Genomic DNA, 17,069 nt, shown 5'->3' on the forward strand with positions numbered 1-17,069 from the left:
GAGGGGGACCGCGAAGCGGTGGAGGGGCTGGCGGCGGCTCCATCATCCCCGGCCAGCCGGGCGATCGGCGTATTGACCTTCACCCCTTCCGTGCCTTCGGCCACGAGGATGTCGGTGACCTCGCCCTCGTCGACGGCTTCGACCTCCATGGTCGCCTTGTCGGTCTCGATCTCGGCGATCACGTCGCCGGCCTTGACCACGTCGCCGACCTTGACGTGCCACTTGGCCAGCACGCCCTCTTCCATGGTGGGCGACAGGGCAGGCATCAGGATGTCGGTCATGGCCTCTATGCCTCGATCGTCTTGGGGGTGGGCGTCGTCATTTTTTCGATGTCTGCGCGGCCTGTTCGGCGGCGAGCGCGTGAGCCGTCGTCCAGCCGTCGCAGACGTCGGCGAACGCCTGGTCGCGGTCCAGGCCCCTGGTCTCGGCATAGGCGTTGGCGAAATTCCAGGCCGCCTCGGCCAGGACCGCTCCCATGTGCCGGGGATCGTGCAGGGCCGGCCGGATGTTCATCTGGGCCGCGTGGCCGCCCCACCAGATCCGCGCCAGCTCGGTCACGCCGTTCTGGTCGAACTGGGCGAGGTTGTCCGGGATCGGCAGGGCCTTGGATTCGACCGTCATGCCATCACCTGCTTCACGGCGGCCACGATCTTGTCCACGCCCGGCAGCGACAGGGCTTCCAGATTGGCGGCGTAGGGCAGTGGCACGTCTTCCTGGTGCACCCGCAGCGGCGGCGCATCCAGATAGTCGAAGGCGTGCTCGATGACCCGGGCCACGACCTCGGCGCCGACGCCCATCGGACCCCAGCCCTCCTCGGCCGAGACCAGGCGGCTGGTCTTCTTCACGCTCTCGACGATGGTTTCGTGGTCGAGGGGGCGCAGGGTTCGCAGGTCGACGACCTCGCAGGATATGCCCTCCCCGGCCAACTGTTCGGCGGCCTGAAGCGCGAAGCCGACCATGCGGCTGTGGGCGGTGATGGTGACGTCAGTCCCCTCGCGGCGAACTTTCGCCTTGCCGATCGGGACCAGCCAGTCCTCGACCTCGGGCACGTCGAACTCCAGCCCGTACATCATCTCATGCTCGAGGAAGACGACAGGGTTGGGATCGCGGATGGCCGACTTCATCAGACCCTTGGCGTCGGCGGCGTCATAGGGCGCGATCACCTTCAGGCCGGGCACCTGGGCGTACCAGGCCGAATAGTCCTGGCTGTGCTGGGCGCCGACCCGGCTGGCGGCGCCGTTGGGGCCGCGGAAGACGATGCTGGCGCGGATCTGGCCGCCCGACATGTACAGCGTCTTGGCCGCCGAATTGATGATGTGATCGATGGCCTGCATGGCGAAGTTGAAGGTCATGAACTCGACGATCGGCTTCAGCCCCGCCATGGCCGCGCCGACGCCGAGGCCGGCGAAGCCGTGCTCGGTGATCGGGGTGTCGACCACCCGCTTGTCGCCGAACTCCTGCAGCAGTTCGCGGCTGACCTTGTAGGCGCCCTGGTATTGGGCGACCTCCTCGCCGATCAGGAAGACCTTCTCGTCGCGGCGCATCTCTTCGGCCATGGCGTCGCGCAGGGCGTCGCGGATGGTGGTCTTGACCAGCTTGGCGCCGGCGGGGATTTCCGGGTCGCGGAGTTCGGCTTTCGGAGCCACCTTGCCCCCCTCTCCGGCTTCGCCGGTACTCCCCCCGGTGGGGGGAGACTGCGCGGAAGATTGTCCCCCCTCCGGGGGGACCGAAGCAGCCGCAGGCTGGTTCGAGGGGGGCGAAGCCGCCCCGCCCTCACCCGCCAACCGCGCGATCGGCGTATTGACCTTCACGTTCTCCGACCCTTCGGCCACAAGAATTTCAGCGACCTCGCCCTCATCGACGGCCTCGACCTCCATGGTCGCCTTGTCGGTCTCGATCTCGGCGATGACATCGCCGGCCTTGACCGTGTCACCGGCCTTGATGTGCCATTTGGTCAGCGTGCCCTCTTCCATCGTGGGGGACAGGGCCGGCATCAGAATGTCGGTCACGCTGAGGCCTCCACATAGACGTCGGTGTAGAGCTCGGACGGGTCCGGCTCCGGGCTTTCCTGGGCGAACTGGACCGCTTCGGCGACGATGGTCTTGATCTCGGCGTCGATGGCCTTGAGGTCGTCCTCGGTGGCGCCGGCCTGATCCAGCAGCATCTTCACATGGTCGATCGGGTCGCGGGTCTTCTTGACCTCGTCGACCTCTTCCTTGGCGCGGTATTTGGCGGGATCGCTCATGGAATGGCCACGATAGCGATAGGTCTTCATCTCAAGGATGAAGGGGCCGCCGCCTTCACGGGCGCGTTTGACCGCCCGGGCCACGGCGTCGCGGACGGCCAGAACGTCCATGCCGTCGACCTGTTCGCCGGGGATGCCGAAGCTGGAGCCGCGCTCGCTCAGCTGGGTCGTCGACGACGAGCGTTCGATGCTCGTGCCCATGGCGTACTGGTTGTTCTCGATGATGTAGATGGCCGGCAGCTTCCACAGCTGGGCCATGTTGAAGCTCTCATAGACCTGGCCCTGGTTGGCCGCGCCGTCGCCGAAATAGATAAAGGCCACGCTGTCGTCGCCGCGATAGCGACCAGCGAAGGCCAGGCCCGTCCCCAGCGCCACCTGCGCGCCCACGATGCCGTGGCCGCCGTAGAAGCCGGTGGCGGTGTCGAACATATGCATCGACCCGCCCTTGCCCTTGGACGAGCCGCCGATGCGGCCGGTCAGCTCGGCCATCACCTCTTTGGGGTCCATGCCGGCGCACAGCATATGGCCGTGATCGCGATAGCCGGTGATGATCTTGTCGTGGCCTTGGCGCACGCTTTCCTGCACGCCGACGGCCACAGCCTCCTGGCCGATATACAGGTGGCAGAAGCCGCCGATCAGACCCATGCCGTACAACTGGCCCGCGCGCTCCTCGAAACGGCGGATCAGGACCATCTCGCGATAGAAGCGAAGCAGGTCCTCCTTTGACGCCGTCGGCGCATTGGGAATCTTTTTGGACGCAGTCTTTGCGGCGGGGGCTTTCGCCATCCGTCATCTCCCGGCTGGGCCCACACGGCAGGGCCTCTTGTCGTTACGGTAAGGGGCTTTAGCAGCCTTCGTTCCCGAAAGGCAAAGCCGCCTCAGACGATGTAACGAAAGTTCACGCCGCCGGCGTGGAGGCCCCGGTCGCGACCGGCGTCGAGACCCGGATGACGTAGTCGCGCGGGTCGGCGAAGCCGAGGACGGCGCGGGCGCGCTCCTCCAGCAGGTCGCGGGACAGGCTGTCGGTGCGCAGGTAGCGGACCCGTACCTCGAGGTCGCGTCGCTGTTCCATGATCCCGGCCAGTTGCGCCTCGCGCCGCACCATCAGGGAATCGCGCTCATGCCCGCTCAGCAGGCCGCGCTGCCCCGTCAGGGCCTGAACGCCCAGATAGACGATCAGCAACAACAGAATGGCGGAAGGGAAATACGGCTTCATCCGTTCGGGCACTGGGAACGCTCCTTCTGAGCGTGGACTCAAGATTGATGGAGTCTGATCGAAAATGCCTAACGAACCGTAGCTTGGCAGTGGGGCTGCGCTGAAAACACGAACATCCCGAAACGGATTCGGCGACGGCAGCCGGGGCCACCGTCGCCGAAACTTGATCAGGCCCTATTGCTCGCCGGAGGTCGACGTCGGCGTCAGGGGCAGCGAAGCCTGGGCGAAGGCGTACCGCCAGCCGGTTTCGGTGCGGATATAGGTGTCGCTGAACCAGAGCGTACGGTCGAACGGCCCGCCCGAATTCACCCCCTTGAGCCAGAGCTTGGCGGTGACGACCGCGGTGTCGCCATACAGCCGGACCATCTGGGTGCCTGGCTCTTCGTCCTGCTGTTCGTAAGTGGTCCGCCGTTCGTTGGCGAACAGCGCCTCGCGGCTGATGGCCCCCTGTTCGCCCATACCGCTCTTGCCAATCCGGTCGCGTGCATCCCCGAAACCTCATCACGGCCAGGACACGCCGTGACGCATGGCCTACCGAATCCGCCGGTTTTCGTCTCGCCTGGATGGCCGTTGGTCGCACACCATCCCGCAAGAAGGCGAAGACAGCGCCCGGAAGCCGCCTACCGGTTCAGCAACATGCCGTCGCCGAAATAGGCGCCCTGGTCGCCCAGCATCTCCTCGATGCGGAGCAACTGGTTGTATTTGGCCGTGCGGTCCGAGCGGGCGAGGGAGCCGGTCTTGATCTGTCCGCAGTTGGTGGCCACGGCCAGGTCGGCGATGGTCGAATCCTCGGTCTCACCCGAGCGGTGGCTCATCACAGCGGTGTAGCCGGCGCGGTGGGCCATATCCACAGCATCAAGAGTTTCTGACAAGGTTCCGATCTGGTTCACTTTCACCAGGATGGAGTTGGCCAGACCCTCGCCGATGCCGGCGGCCAGACGAGCCGGGTTGGTGACGAACAGATCGTCGCCGACGATCTGGCAGCGGTCGCCCAGACGCTCGGTCAGCATCCGCCAGCCGTCGAAATCATCCTCGGCGCAGCCGTCCTCGATCGAGACGATCGGGAAGCGTTCGCACAGGTCGGCCAGATAGTTGACCATGGCGTCGGCCTCGAGGGTCTTGCCCTCCCCGGCCATGACGTATTTGCCGTCCTTGAAGAATTCCGTGGCCGCGACATCGAGCCCGAGATGGAAGTCCTCGCCGGCCAGATAGCCTGCGGCCTGTCCGGCCCGGGTGATGAAGCTCAGGGCCTCCTCGGCCGAGGCGAGGTTGGGAGCGAAGCCGCCCTCGTCGCCGACGTTGGTGTTGTGGCCGGCGTCCTTCAGCTGCTGGCGCAGGGCGTGGAAGATTTCCGAACCCATGCGCAGGGCTTCCGAGAAGCTCTCGGCGCCCGTGGGCAGGATCATGAACTCCTGGATGTCGATCGGATTGTCGGCGTGGGCTCCGCCGTTGATGATGTTCATCATCGGGGTCGGCAGGATGCGGGCCGAGACGCCGCCCAGATAACGGTGCAGCGGCAGGCCCGACGAGATGGCGCTGGCCTTGGCGCAGGCCAGGCTGACGCCGAGGATGGCGTTGGCGCCCAGCCGGCCCTTGTTCTCGGTGCCGTCGAGGGCGATCAAGGCCTCGTCGATGCGGCGCTGGTCCTCGGCGTCCATGCCGGACAGGGCGTCGAAGATCTCGCCGTTGACGTTGTCAACGGCCTTGCCGACGCCCTTGCCGCCCCACAGGTCCTTGTCGCCGTCGCGCAGTTCGACCGCCTCATGGGCGCCCGTGGAAGCGCCCGAGGGCACGGCGGCGCGGCCGAAGCTGCCGTCGTCGAGGATGACATCCACCTCGACCGTCGGATTGCCGCGGCTGTCGAGAATCTGGCGGGCGACGATGTCGGCGATATCGGTCATGGGGGCGCTCTGCTGTCAGGGAGTTCGGCGGGGTTTAACGCAGCCCCCGCCGAATCGCCAACCTGCCAGATTCAAAGGGGGATCAGGCGCAGCCCTCGACGTACTGAATGCTGGGTCCGCCGCCGGCGATGGACGTCACGCTCCCGTCCGCGCCGATCTCGTATTTCAGGCCGCGGGCGGAGGGTCCCTGGTGATCGGCGGTCGACCAGACTGTGACGTACTCCGCCGGGGCGGCCTGGTATTTGTGGGGAACAACCTCAGCGGCGGCGCCGTAGACGCGTTTCACCTCAGCCGCGGGATCGCCGACGTTCAGGGCCCTGTCAGTCTCGATCGCCGCATTCCGGCTGACCCAGACGCTGGTCAGGACCCCGTTCTCGATCATGACCAGAAGCCCCTCGGGCGCCCGCGCCGGCCGGAACATGTCGCAGACCTCGGGCTCGGGCCCGCCCACGGCCTCAGGATTGGCGTCGGGGCCCAGGGCGGCCTCGACCTCGGCGCGCGTCATTCCGATCCGCAGTGGTCCGTATCCCGCCGAGCTCAGCTTGTCCGCGGCGGATACGGGCGTTCCGGGGTCCACCTGCTGCGGCGCGGGCGCGGGCTCTTCGGGCGGGGCGTTGCAGGCGGCGAGCGACAGAAGCGCGACCGAACCGAGGGCGATGAGGCGGATCATGGGGTGTCTCCAGCGTGGGGCGCCGGACAGAACGCACGAAAACGGCGCGCGAGTCATCGCGCGCCGCAATAAATCTCGTCCGGGCCCGAAGGCCGGCCCTTCGAAAGACCTAGTCTTCCTTGGGCGTCAGAACCTGACGGCCGCGATAGGTGCCGGTCTTCAGGTCGATGTGGTGCGAACGGCGCAGCTCGCCCGTGTCCTTGTCCTCGGTATAGGGGTTGGTCCCCAGCGAGTCGTGGGCGCGGCGCATATTGCGACGCGAGGGCGATACTTTGCGCTTCGGAACGGCCATGTCCGTCTCAATCTTCTTAGTCGGCGCTGCAGGAGCGCGAAAACAACAGCGGCGGCCCGAAAGAGCCGCCAGCGAGGGCGGGCTTATGCATGAAGCCGCGGGCGATTTCAAGGCGTGTCGCGGCGCGGCTCAATCCAGGGCGCGTTCCATGACCAGGAAGTACAGATCGTCCCGCAGCGGCAGGCCGAAACGGGGATTGCCATAGGGGAACGGCAGGGTGTCCCCCGTCAGGCGATAGCCCAGCCGCTGATACCATCCGATCAGGGTCTCGCGCTGCGGGAAAACCGAGATTCGCACGCGCCGGGCGCCGAAACGGTCGGCGAGCGCGGCATGGGCGGCCTCGACCAGCCGACGACCCAGACCCCCGCCCTGCAGGGTCGGGCTGACCGACAGCATGCCGAAATAGCCCGTTCCCTCGTCGCGGTCCGCGATCAGGACGCAGCCGACCAGTTCGTCGCCGCGCCAGGCGGACAGCAGGGCCTGTTTCGGATCGGCGAGGATGTCGGCGAGATCCTCTGGATCGGTGCGTTGGCCGTCCAGCAGGTCCGCTTCCGTGGTCCAGCCGGCGCGCGAGGCCTCGCCGCGATAGGCGCTCTCGATCAGGCGGTGCAGGGCCGGAATGTCCGCCAGGGCGGCGTCGCGGATGGCGATCTCAGTCATGACCCAGCATTTCGCTGACGGCCTCGCCGATCGCAAGCGAACTGGTCAGGCCCGGGCTTTCGATGCCGAACAGGGCGACCAGACCGTCGATCCCGTGGTCGTCGCGGCCGCGCAGCTGGAAATCCGGCTGCGGCTCGCCCGGCCCGTGCAGCTTGGGCCGGATGCCCGCGTAGTCCGCCGTCAGGGCGCCGTCCGGCAGGCCCGGCCAGAACCGGCGGACATAGCGCTCGAACTCCGCCGCCTTTGACAGATCGACCGAATAATCCTCGGTCTCGACATAGACCAGGTCGGGCCCGAACACGGCCTGTCCGCCCAGATCCTTGCGGTAGTGGGTGCCCAGCGCGCCTGGAATGGGCGGCGGATAGATCAGCCGCTCGAACGGCGCCTTGCTGGTCAGGCGGAAATAGACGCCCTTGCCGAAATGGCCTGCGGGGATTCGGCCGGCCGGAAAACCGGCGATGCGCCCCGCCGCATCCTGCGCGCCCAGACCCGGCGCAGTGACCAGCAGGCGTGTGGTCAGGGTTGCGCCGCCCTCCCCGCCCGCCGTGATCGTAAAGCCTCCGCCCGCCAGCGCCTCGGCCCGTTCGAACGGCGTCGAGACGACGACCGAGCCGCCCGCGTCCTCGATCTCGCCCTGCAGGGCCAGCATATAGCCGTGGCTGTCGAAGACGCCGCTCTCGGGCGACAGGATGGCGGAATGGGCGTTCAGGCCGGGTTCCAGCGCCCGCGCCCGCGCCCCGGTCAAATGATCCAGTCCCTCGACGCCATTGGCGGTGGCCTGCTCGAAGATAGCCTCGATCCGTCCGACCTCGGCCTCTTCGGTCGCCACGACCAGCTTGCCGCATTTGCGGTAGTCGACCTTGTGGCTTTCGAGGAAGGCGTAGAGCAGCCGGCGGCCCTCGACGCAGAGCCGCGCCTTCAGCGAGCCTGTCGGATAGTAGAGGCCGCCGTGGATGACCTCGGAATTGCGCGACGACACGCCCTGGCCGATGTGCGGTTCCTTCTCCAGGACCAGCACCGACAGGCCCCGTTTCGCCAGCGCCCGGCCGCAGGCGAGGCCGACCGCGCCGGCGCCGACCACGGTGGCGTCGAAATCGAAGCTCACGCCTTCGACCCGTAGAGCGCCGCCGCCCGCTGTTCGAAACAGTGCATCAGCTTGCTGACCGCCCGGTCGAAATTGGCGTGCAGCATGGCGTCGAGAATGCGCGACTTGAATGCGAAGTCGATGAAGAACTCAACGCGCGTGCCGGCCTGATCGGGGAAGAATTCCCAGCGGTTCTTAAGGTGTTTGAACGGCCCACGGATCAGGCCGACCTCGACCATGTCGCGGTTCTGATCATGCCGCACCCAGGTCGAAAACCGCTCCTTGAGGAAGGAGAAGCCCACCGCCGCCTCGGCGTCGACCAGACTGACGCCCGGGACCTCCTCGCGCGGGCTCCAGGTCCGCATGGCGGTCACCCAGGGCACGAACTCGGGATAGACGCGAACATCGGCGACCAGAGCGGCCAGCTGGGCGGGCGTGTAGGGCAGGATTTTGGTGACGCGGTGGACGGCCATCAGGCGTCAAACGTACGCGAGCATGAGCGGGACCAACTGGAGAAGCACTGTCCAACCTGCCGCACGCTTCAAATCCTTTGCCTGGAGAATAATGGTCGCGACCAGGGCAACGACTACGAACCCCATCAGAAGGTAATAGGGCAGCGCGGTGTCGGGCGTGACAACCGGAATGGCCCCGTCCGGCGTCGCGCGGTGCTCGGGTACGCTCGCCCACATCGAGCCAAACCAGAGGATTGGCAAGTTCAGGACCGCGAGTATGAGGGCAAGGGGAACGGTGACGCGGCTTCGGTCGACGGGCCGAGCGCTCATCACCGCCCGGTCTGCGCCAGCCGCGCCGCCCTCAGCCGGGCGAAGTCGTCGCCCGCATGGTGCGAACTGCGGGTCAGGGGCGACGAGGACACCATCAGGAAGCCCTTGGCGCGGGCGATGGCCTCATAGGCCTTGAACTCTTCCGGGGTGACGAACCGGTCGATGGCGGCGTGTTTCCGGGTCGGCTGCAGGTACTGGCCGATGGTGATGAAGTCGACGCCGGCGGACCGCATGTCGTCCATCACCTGCATGACCTCTTCGCGGGTCTCGCCCAGGCCGACCATGATGCCGGACTTGGTGAACTGGTTCGGGTCGCGCTCCTTGACCATCTGCAGCAGACGCAGGCTGTGGAAGTAGCGGGCTCCGGGCCGGATCTTCAGATACAGCCGCGGCACCGTTTCGAGGTTGTGGTTGAACACGTCCGGCGTGGCGTCGATCACCACCTCCGCCGCTCCGTCCTTGCGCAGGAAGTCGGGCGTCAGAATCTCGATCGTGGTGTTCGGGGCCTGGAGGCGGATCTGGCGCACCACCTCGGCGAAATGGGCCGCGCCGCCGTCGGACAGGTCGTCCCGATCCACGCTGGTGATGACGACGTGGTTCAGGCCCATTTCATGGACGGCCAGGCCGACCTTGGCCGGTTCCTGCGGGTCCAGCGGCTGGGGCAGGCCCGTCTTGACGTTGCAGAAGGCGCAGGCCCGCGTGCAGGTGTCGCCCATGATCATCAGGGTGGCGTGCTTCTGGCTCCAGCACTCGCCGATGTTCGGGCAGGCGGCCTCTTCGCAGACCGTGACGAGGCCCTTGTCCTTCACGATGGCCCGGGTCGCATTGTACTGGCCCGATCCGGGCGCCTTGACGCGCAGCCAGTCGGGCTTCTTGAGCACGGCCGTTTCCGGTCGGTTCTGCTTTTCCGGGTGACGCAGTTCGGCCGGCGTCTTCGTCAGGGTGTCGATCAGCGTGACCAAGGCGTCGCGGGCTCCGGGCTGTGCGAAACCGCTATGTCGTCCTTCCGCGCGGCGAAGGCAAGGCGGCCCCGGGGCTCACGCAGGGTAACGTATCTTTTCAACGGAGCTTCGCCGCCCTAGTTTGCGCATTCAGCATAACGGGCCGGGACCAACCGGGCCCCACGGAGGATGGTTTTGCGCGTACCCCTGGATATAAAGGCCGGCGAGCAGACCATTTTCGACGCCCTGATCGCGGCCCGCGAGAAGTACGGCGACAAGGAAATTCTGGAGGACCAGGATCGCAAGCCCCTCACCTACACCGGCCTGATCCGCGCCGCCTTCGTACTGGGCCGCAAGATCGCCGCCATGACCGAACCCGCCGAGCGCGTGGGCATCCTGCTGCCGTCCAGCATGGGGGTGGTGGTCACCTACTACGGCCTGCACGCCCATGGGCGCGTGCCGGTGATGCTGAATTTCACCTCGGGCGAGGCCAACATCAAGGCGGCGATCAGGGCCGCGGGCGTGAAGAAGGTCCTGACCGCCAAACGCTTCATCACCCAGGCCAGGCTGGACGATCTGGTCGAGGACCTGGGCACGGTCGCCGAGATCGTCTGGCTGGACGACGTGCGCAAGACGATCGGCATCCAGGACAAGGTCTACGGCCTGATGGCCGGGATGATGCCCAAACGGTTCCGGACGAAGACCGAGCCGTCGTCGCCGGGCGTGGTTCTGTTCACCTCGGGAAGCTTCGGCGCGCCCAAGGGCGTGGTGCTGAGCCAGTGGAACCTGGTCGCCAACTGCCGCCAGGTGGCCCAGCACATCGACCTGCTGCCCGAATGGGTGATGTTCAATCCCCTGCCGACCTTCCACTGTTTCGGCCTGACCGGCGGCGTCCTGCTGCCGATCCTGCACGGGATGAAGGCGTTCCAGTATCCGTCGCCGCTGCACGCCAAACAGATCGTCGAACTGCTGCCCGAGGTGAAGGCCTCGATCCTGTTCGCCACCGACACCTTCCTGAACCAGTACGCGCGGGTGGCCGCCGCCGATGACTTCGCCACCCTGCAGTTCGTCGTCGCCGGCGCCGAACGCGTCCGCGACGAGACCCACCACCTGTTCAACACCCGCTTCCACGGCCTCAAGCTGCTGGAAGGCTACGGCGCGACCGAAGCGGCGCCGGTCGTGGCGGTGAACCATCCCGACCGCAACCGTCCCGGCACCGTCGGCCAGATGATGCCGGGCCTGGAATGGCGGATCGATCCCGTCGAGGGCATTCCCGAAGGTGGCCGCCTGTATCTGCGCGGCCCCAATGTCATGAAGGGCTATCTGGCGTCTGACGACCCGCTGTCGATCGACCCGCTGCCCGGCGGCTGGCATGATACGGGCGATATCGTCGATATCGACAAGGACGGCTATGTCTCCATCCTCGGCCGGGTGAAGCGGTTCGCCAAGATCGGGGGCGAGATGGTGTCGCTGACCGCGGTCGAGGGGCTGGCCAGCGCGGTCTGGCCCGACGCGCGCCACGCGGTGGTCTCCATTCCCGACAGCCGCAAGGGCGAGAAGCTGGTGCTGGTCACCGACCGCAAGGACGCCGACGTCTCGCGCCTGGCCGAATGGGCCCGCAGCCACGGCGCGCCCGAACTGGCCGTGCCCAAGAAGATCATGCGCGTGGGCGAGGTCCCGGTCCTGGGCACCGGCAAGACCGACTACGTCCGCATCCAGCAGATGGCCGAGGTGGACAAGGCCGCCTGAACTTCGCCGTTGAACTGGAACAGACTCTGTTTCAGTCTGTAGGTATCAGAAGGAGGGTTTCCCATGTTCGATTCTGTCTCGCGTTATCAGCCGCAGCTTCTCAGTGTTCTTCGCATTGTTTCCGGCCTGCTTTTGCTGGAGCACGGCACGGCCAAGGTTCTGGGCTTTCCCGCGGTCGAGGGCCTGCCGCCGCCCGGTCTGAGCCTGGCGGGTCTTTCGGGCCCATTCGAGCTGGCGCTGGGCCTGCTGCTGGCGCTGGGATTGTTCACCCGTCCCGCCGCCTTCCTCGCCGCCGGTTTCTGCGCCGTCGGCTACTGGGTTGTGCACGGAACGCAGAACCTGTTCCCCATCCTGAACGGCGGCGAGACGATCGCGCTCTACTGCTTCGTCTTCCTGTATCTGATGGCCGCCGGTCCGGGGCCCTGGAGCGTCGACGCTGCGATGCGCAAGAAGCCCTACGCCTGACCGATCCACACGCCCGTCATCGAGATGGATCCCCCCTCGATGACATCGTTGAAGAAGCTGACGTCGTCGCCCGGCAGGCGCTGGGCGGCGACGTACAGCAGCGGCAGGTAGTGCTCATCGGTCGGCACGCTCAGTTGCGCGTCCTCCGCCAGACCGACCCAGTCGATCAGCGCCGCGTCGTCACCGCGCATCAAGGCCGACTTCACCGCCTCGTTGAAGCTCGAGGCCCACGGATAGGCGTCGCCGCCGGTCCGTTTCCAGGTCCGCAGATTGTGGACGAAGTCGCCCGAGCCGGCGATCACCACATCCTCATCGCGCAGGACCGAGAGCTTGCGGCCCAGGTCGAAATGCCCCTGCGCGTCGAGCTGGCGGTTGAGGGACAGCTGCACCACCGGCACGTCGGCCCCGGGCCAGACGTGGGTCAGCACCGACCAGGTCCCGTGGTCCAGTCCCCACTGCGTCGTCGGCCTCGCGCCGGTCAACTCGGAAACGCGGGCCGCCAGTTCCGGCGAACCCGGGGCCGGATACTGCATCGCATGCAGTTCATCAGGGAAACCGCCGAAATCATGGATGGTTTCGGGCCGCGCCTGGGCCGTCACGCCCAGCCCGTTGGTCTCCCAGTGGGCGGAGACCATGACCACGGCTTTCGGCTTGCCGATCGCCGCCCCGACTGCTCGCCAGGCGTCCGCACAGGAACCGCCCAGCGCGTTCATCGGCGAGCCGTGACCAAAGAAGATTGCAGGACGGCGCATCAGCCGGTCGTCCCGGGGCGGCTGCGGGTTGGGCGACGGGGAACGGAAATCCGAAGCATGACGCTCTCCATGAACACGCGCACTGTTCCGTAACAGTCTCTGTGCTCAACGTGGTTCTCATACGATGAGCCGCAAGGGCCGCGGCGGAATCTTGCACACGCCCGACCGTCTCCCCAGATGCGGAAAGCTTGGCCGGGAGTTGGAAGCATGTTCGATCATTTGTCCCTGGGCGTTCGCGATCTGGACGCGGCCCGTCGGTTCTACGCCGCCTTCCTGGGGCCGCTGGGCCATGGCGAGACCACGGCGACCGAGGCGGAGCTGGCGTTCGGTCCGGGTGGCGAGACCAGCCAATTCTACCTCTATCCCGTCAGCGGCGACCGAATCTCCGGCCTGGGGAGTCATGTCGCCTTCACCGCCCACAGCCGGGCCGCCGTCGACGCCGCCTGCGCCGCCGCCCTTTCCAATGGCGCGACGGTTCTGCGGCCGGCGGGCGAACATCCGGACATTGCGCCGGACTACTACGGCGCCGTGCTGCTGGATCCCGACGGCAACAAGCTGGAGATCGTCGCCGGCCTTATGATTTAGGCCGGTTGATCGGACAGACGCGATCGTAGAAGGCCAGGTCGGCCGGCGTCTTCTGGCCGCGCATCCGGCGGAATCGGTGCTCGACCACCATCGCCTGCTGCTCGATGTTCAGATCGCCCCAGGCGCAGTCCATGCCGGTCGGGTATTCATACGCCGACGGCTTGTCCCCGGCCCTCAGCTTGCCGGTCAGCAGGTTCACCCCCTGCTGGGCCTGCCAGACATGGGTCAGTTCGTGGATGAAGGTCGCCTGCAGCCCCAACGGCGTCGCGGCGATGTCCGCCGGGAGGGTCCTGCGCGGCCAGACGATCCAGTCCCACCTGAACCACCGTCCTGCGACGAAGGCCCGGTCGAACGGACCGGGCGACTGCAGAAAGCGGATGGGATCGAGGTCCAGGGCGGCGCCGAACGCTTCGCGCGCCAGCCCCCGCTCGCCGGCTGTCAGAAGGCGGATCATTGCCCGGCGTAGCCGCCGGTCGGACTGATCCACTCCCAGTGCCAGGGTTCATAGACATAGGGGGTGAAGCCGAACCGCCTCGCGTTCCGGACCAGCCAGCGGTAGGTCGGAGTCCGCGTCATGTGCAGCCGGCTGGCCGCCGAGGTGTTGTCGACTCCCAGCCCGGCCAGTTGTCCGACATAGAGGTCCACCGCCGTCCCCGTCCGATGCGGGGAACACACCGCCCGCCTCAAACCATCGCAATTGCCCGACGCGGCGCAGCGGGCGGCGTCAGCCTCGGGGTCGCGGAAGCCGGAAAAGATTTGCAGCAGCTCCGGGTTGGTCGCGACCTCCGGCACCTCGGCCCGGGCGGCGGCGACCAGACGGCGATAGGCGTCCAGCACGTCGCGCCGCAACAGCCGGGTCAGGCGGTCGGCGTGTTCTTCCGATTCGACCAGATAGCCCAGCTGGTAAAGCGGCGGCGGATCGGGGCACGGCTCCTCGCGCACCCGCGACATGACGAAGGGCCGCCGCTCCTGCCACAGACCGCGGAAGGTCTGGAAGGTCGCGGCGTCGAACCAGCCGGTCGCCGGCAGGCCGTGCCCGAACTGGAACTCCGCCAGGCGCCGCGCGAACACCGGAGAGCCCGGCGCGCAGCCGGTTCCCAGCTCGTGCTGGACCAGCGGCAGATAGGTCTCCCACCCGTATTCGGTCGGTCCGAACGGCGCCCATTCCATCCGCTGCCAGGACTGGCTGTTGGCGAGGGCCGGCCCCGCCCATTCGACGGACTCCGCGTCGCAGACCTCGGCCTGCTGCGCCATGGCCCGGGCCGGTGCGAGCGCTGCAGCGGCGCCCAGGACGAGCAGGCTCAGGATTACGCGGAACGTGCCCATAGGCCAAGGAAGCCCCAGCTCGCGGGCCACGGCAAGAGGTCACGTCGGAACGGCGATCGGGGACCGATACAATTCGCCGAAGACAACCGTTACAATCGGCGTCGCGATACCTCGACAGGCACGACATCATGCGACTCCCTTCCGGGTCATGCGTCGCGCCTCAAAAACCGGCATGGTGAAGCCGCGGCCGACTCAGGGGCCGACGCCCATGGACTCGTCATGACAGACGTCGCCCCAGCTGCTCCCGCCCGCCGCTCCAACGCCGTTCTGGCGGCCTTCTCGGGCCCCTGCCTTCCGTTGGCGGCCTTCGGGGTGGCGCTGCCCGTGACCCTGCCGGAGTTCTACGCCACCTATGTGGGGCTGGAGCTGGGCGTGGTCGCCGCCGTCTTCATGGCGGTCAGGCTGATCGACATCGTCTTCGACCCCTTCATCGGCTGGGGCATGGACCGCACCAAGACGAAATGGGGCCGCTACCGCCCGTGGATGGCGATCTCGACCCCGATCCTGATGCTGTCGGCGTTGATGATGTTCGTGGTGGTCCAGCCGGGCGCCGGCGCGGCCTACCTCTTCGGCTGGCTGCTGGTGCTCTATCTCGGTTTCTCGATCGGGACCCTCGGCCAGCTCGGCTGGGCCTCGGTGCTGGCGCCGCAATACGACCAGCGCAGCCGCGTCTACGGCTGGTGGCAGGTGTTCAACATCATCGGCGTGATCCTGATCCTGATCCTGCCGACGGTGGTGGTGAAGACCGGCCTCGGCGACTACGCCGCCGGCGTGCGCATCATGGGCTGGGCCATCATGATCGCCCTGCCCGTCACCATCGGCCTGGCCATGTTCGTCGTGCCCGAGCCGGTCAACGCCGGCGCCGCCCCGCACGGCGGGCCGAGGGCCTACCTCGGGCTGTTCGCCAAGAAGACGGTGCGCAAACTGCTGTTCGCCGACCTGCTGCTGGGCGTGGCGCCGGGCATCACCGGCTCGCTGCTGTTCTTCTTCTTCGGCCAGATCAAGGGCTACGACCACACCCAGGCGTCGCTGTTCATGCTGTTCTATTTCGTCGCCGGACTGGTCGGGGCGCCGTTCTGGGCCTGGCTGGCGACCAGGATCGGCAAGGACAGGGCCCTGGCCACCGCCAGCCTGATCTTCGCGGTCTTCTACATCGGCGCGACCCTGGTCCCGGGCGGCAATTTCGCCCTGACGGCGGTCGCCATGTTCATCGCCGGTCTGCCCTATGCCGCCGGCCTGTTCCTGCTGCGGGCGATGATGGCCGACGCGGGCGACGAGGTGCGGCTGGAGACGGGCGTGGACCGCACCGGCCTGATGTTCTCCATCCTGTCGGCCACGACCAAGATCGGTCATGTCGTGGCCCTGATCCCCTATCTGGTCCTGCAGGCCGTCGGCTTCCGCGCCATTCCGGGCGTCGGGGGCAACAGCGAGATGTCGCTGCTGACGCTGCAGATCCTGTTCATCCTCGTGCCCGGCCTGCTGCTGGCCGCCGCGGCCCTGGTGCTGAAGGGCTATCCCCTGACCCCCGCGCGCCATGACGAGATCCGCAAGGCGCTGGAGGCCCGCGACGGCGCGGCGACCGATCCGGCCGCGGAGCCCGCATGACGCCCATCGACCGACTGACCGCCATCATGGCCCGGCTGCGCGACCCCGTCGGCGGCTGTCCGTGGGACGTGGAGCAGACCTTCGCCACCATCGCCCCCTACACGTTGGAGGAAGCCTATGAGGTCGCCGACGCCATCGAGCGCGGCGACATGGACGAGCTCAAGTCCGAGCTCGGAGACCTGCTGTTCCAGGTCGTCTTCCACGCCCGCATGGCCGAGGAACAGGGGTTGTTCGCCTTCGACGACGTGGCTGAGGCCATCGCCGACAAGCTGGAACGCCGCCACCCGCACGTCTTCGGTCCCAACGGCCCAAGTGAGGCCGCGAAGCCGGATGGCGCGGCCCAGAAGGCGCGCTGGGAGGACATCAAGGCCGCCGAACGCGTGGCGAAAGCCCAGCACGGCGTGCTGGACGACGTTCCCGTCGGCCTGCCCGCCCTCGCCCGCGCCGCCAAACTGACCAGACGCGCCGCCCGCGTCGGCTTCGACTGGCCCTCGACCGACGAGGTCTTCGACAAGCTGGACGAGGAGGTCGCCGAACTGCGGGTGGAGATCGCCGCCGGGGATATGGACAAGGCCCGCGACGAGGTCGGCGACCTGCTGTTCGTGGTCGCCAACCTGGCGCGGAAGCTGGGGGTCGAGCCCGAGGACGCGCTGCGCGGGGCTAATGCGAAATTCGTGCGGCGATTCGGGTTTATCGAGGCGGAACTGGCGAAGGACGGACGCTCGCCGGAGCAGAGCGATCTGGCGGAGATGGACGGACTGTGGGACGCGGCGAAGGCGGCGGAGCGAGGGTGAAT

22 protein-coding genes are annotated in these 17,069 nt (G+C 67.2%); 5 read left to right on the forward strand and 17 right to left on the reverse strand.

The annotated features are described in order from the left end of the window. The 14 genes from VN378_RS00090 to lipA all read right to left on the reverse strand — a co-directional run. Nucleotides 1-281, reverse strand: a 281-nt coding sequence (locus VN378_RS00090; protein ID WP_325739771.1) for a biotin/lipoyl-containing protein, incomplete at its 3' end; no start/stop codon positions are given. Nucleotides 282-318: 37 nt separating this feature from the next. Continuing rightward, entirely contained in the window at nt 319-621 is a 303-nt protein-coding gene (locus VN378_RS00095; protein WP_325739773.1) for a DUF5076 domain-containing protein, read from the reverse strand. Further along, nucleotides 618-2,009 carry a pyruvate dehydrogenase complex E1 component subunit beta gene (locus VN378_RS00100; protein ID WP_325739775.1) on the reverse strand — a complete coding sequence of 464 codons (1,392 nt, stop codon included), beginning with the start codon at nt 2,007-2,009 and terminating at the stop codon, nt 618-620. Before VN378_RS00100 ends, VN378_RS00095 begins: the two co-directional genes overlap by 4 nt. After that, entirely contained in the window at nt 2,006-3,031 is a 1,026-nt protein-coding gene (pdhA, locus tag VN378_RS00105) for a pyruvate dehydrogenase (acetyl-transferring) E1 component subunit alpha (RefSeq protein WP_325739777.1), read from the reverse strand. The genes VN378_RS00100 and pdhA overlap by 4 nt, the downstream gene beginning before the upstream one ends. Nucleotides 3,032-3,143: 112 nt before the next feature. Then, nucleotides 3,144-3,461, reverse strand: coding sequence for an FtsB family cell division protein (locus VN378_RS00110; protein WP_414642195.1), 318 nt, complete (start codon nt 3,459-3,461; stop codon nt 3,144-3,146). A gap of 174 nt (nt 3,462-3,635) precedes the next feature. Continuing rightward, a complete protein-coding gene (locus VN378_RS00115) occupies nt 3,636-3,920 on the reverse strand; it encodes a nuclear transport factor 2 family protein (RefSeq protein ID WP_325739782.1) in 285 nt (94 codons plus the stop codon). A 161-nt stretch (nt 3,921-4,081) separates the two neighbouring features. Beyond that, a complete protein-coding gene (gene eno / locus VN378_RS00120; RefSeq protein ID WP_300466950.1) occupies nt 4,082-5,362 on the reverse strand; it encodes a phosphopyruvate hydratase in 1,281 nt (426 codons plus the stop codon). Nucleotides 5,363-5,444: 82 nt separating this feature from the next. Further along, the gene (locus tag VN378_RS00125; protein ID WP_325739785.1) at nt 5,445-6,032 is read right to left on the reverse strand and encodes a hypothetical protein; all 588 of its coding nucleotides are present in this window, start codon (nt 6,030-6,032) and stop codon (nt 5,445-5,447) included. Nucleotides 6,033-6,141: 109 nt separating this feature from the next. Continuing rightward, on the reverse strand, nt 6,142-6,324 hold the full coding sequence (gene rpmF, locus VN378_RS00130; RefSeq protein WP_055830178.1) for a 50S ribosomal protein L32: 183 nt from the start codon (nt 6,322-6,324) through the stop codon (nt 6,142-6,144). 129 nt (nt 6,325-6,453) lie between these two features. Further along, nucleotides 6,454-6,984, reverse strand: coding sequence for a GNAT family N-acetyltransferase (locus VN378_RS00135; protein ID WP_325739787.1), 531 nt, complete (start codon nt 6,982-6,984; stop codon nt 6,454-6,456). Next, nucleotides 6,977-8,089: an NAD(P)/FAD-dependent oxidoreductase gene (locus VN378_RS00140; protein ID WP_325739789.1), complete on the reverse strand. Its 1,113-nt coding sequence runs from the start codon at nt 8,087-8,089 to the stop codon at nt 6,977-6,979. Before VN378_RS00140 ends, VN378_RS00135 begins: the two co-directional genes overlap by 8 nt. After that, nucleotides 8,086-8,541, reverse strand: a complete 456-nt coding sequence (locus tag VN378_RS00145; protein ID WP_325739791.1) for a type II toxin-antitoxin system RatA family toxin — start codon at nt 8,539-8,541, stop codon at nt 8,086-8,088. Before VN378_RS00145 ends, VN378_RS00140 begins: the two co-directional genes overlap by 4 nt. Nucleotides 8,542-8,547: 6 nt before the next feature. Then, on the reverse strand, nt 8,548-8,850 hold the full coding sequence (locus VN378_RS00150; RefSeq protein ID WP_325739793.1) for a hypothetical protein: 303 nt from the start codon (nt 8,848-8,850) through the stop codon (nt 8,548-8,550). Beyond that, complete coding sequence (lipA, locus tag VN378_RS00155; RefSeq protein ID WP_325739795.1) at nt 8,850-9,812, reverse strand: lipoyl synthase; 963 nt, start codon at nt 9,810-9,812, stop codon at nt 8,850-8,852. The genes VN378_RS00150 and lipA overlap by 1 nt, the downstream gene beginning before the upstream one ends. A gap of 168 nt (nt 9,813-9,980) precedes the next feature. Here lipA and VN378_RS00160 point away from each other — a divergent pair, with 168 nt between their 5' ends. After that, nucleotides 9,981-11,540, forward strand: coding sequence for an AMP-binding protein (locus VN378_RS00160; protein ID WP_325739797.1), 1,560 nt, complete (start codon nt 9,981-9,983; stop codon nt 11,538-11,540). Between the two features lie 63 nt (nt 11,541-11,603). Beyond that, nucleotides 11,604-12,005: a DoxX family protein gene (locus VN378_RS00165; RefSeq protein ID WP_325739799.1), complete on the forward strand. Its 402-nt coding sequence runs from the start codon at nt 11,604-11,606 to the stop codon at nt 12,003-12,005. Here the strand turns inward: VN378_RS00165 and ygiD are convergent. Then, nucleotides 11,996-12,757, reverse strand: coding sequence for a 4,5-DOPA dioxygenase extradiol (gene ygiD / locus VN378_RS00170; protein ID WP_325739801.1), 762 nt, complete (start codon nt 12,755-12,757; stop codon nt 11,996-11,998). The genes VN378_RS00165 and ygiD overlap by 10 nt on opposite strands. Before the next feature lie 207 nt (nt 12,758-12,964). Here ygiD and VN378_RS00175 point away from each other — a divergent pair, with 207 nt between their 5' ends. Further along, nucleotides 12,965-13,342, forward strand: a complete 378-nt coding sequence (locus VN378_RS00175) for a VOC family protein (RefSeq protein ID WP_325739803.1) — start codon at nt 12,965-12,967, stop codon at nt 13,340-13,342. Here the strand turns inward: VN378_RS00175 and VN378_RS00180 are convergent. Together VN378_RS00180 and VN378_RS00185 are read right to left on the reverse strand one after the other, a co-directional pair. Beyond that, nucleotides 13,332-13,796, reverse strand: coding sequence for a hypothetical protein (locus tag VN378_RS00180; protein ID WP_325739805.1), 465 nt, complete (start codon nt 13,794-13,796; stop codon nt 13,332-13,334). The genes VN378_RS00175 and VN378_RS00180 overlap by 11 nt on opposite strands. Continuing rightward, nucleotides 13,793-14,668 (reverse strand): D-alanyl-D-alanine carboxypeptidase family protein, encoded by an 876-nt coding sequence (locus tag VN378_RS00185; protein WP_325739807.1) that lies wholly within the window; start codon nt 14,666-14,668, stop codon nt 13,793-13,795. Before VN378_RS00185 ends, VN378_RS00180 begins: the two co-directional genes overlap by 4 nt. 219 nt (nt 14,669-14,887) lie before the next feature. Here VN378_RS00185 and VN378_RS00190 point away from each other — a divergent pair, with 219 nt between their 5' ends. Both VN378_RS00190 and mazG read left to right on the forward strand, forming a co-directional pair. After that, a complete protein-coding gene (locus tag VN378_RS00190) occupies nt 14,888-16,273 on the forward strand; it encodes an MFS transporter (RefSeq protein WP_325739809.1) in 1,386 nt (461 codons plus the stop codon). Continuing rightward, a complete protein-coding gene (mazG, locus tag VN378_RS00195) occupies nt 16,270-17,067 on the forward strand; it encodes a nucleoside triphosphate pyrophosphohydrolase (RefSeq protein WP_325739811.1) in 798 nt (265 codons plus the stop codon). The genes VN378_RS00190 and mazG overlap by 4 nt, the downstream gene beginning before the upstream one ends. Nucleotides 17,068-17,069 lie beyond the last annotated feature (2 nt).

The sequence above is a fragment of the Brevundimonas sp. genome, assembly GCF_035561115.1.
Classification (GTDB): Bacteria; Pseudomonadota; Alphaproteobacteria; order Caulobacterales; family Caulobacteraceae; genus Brevundimonas.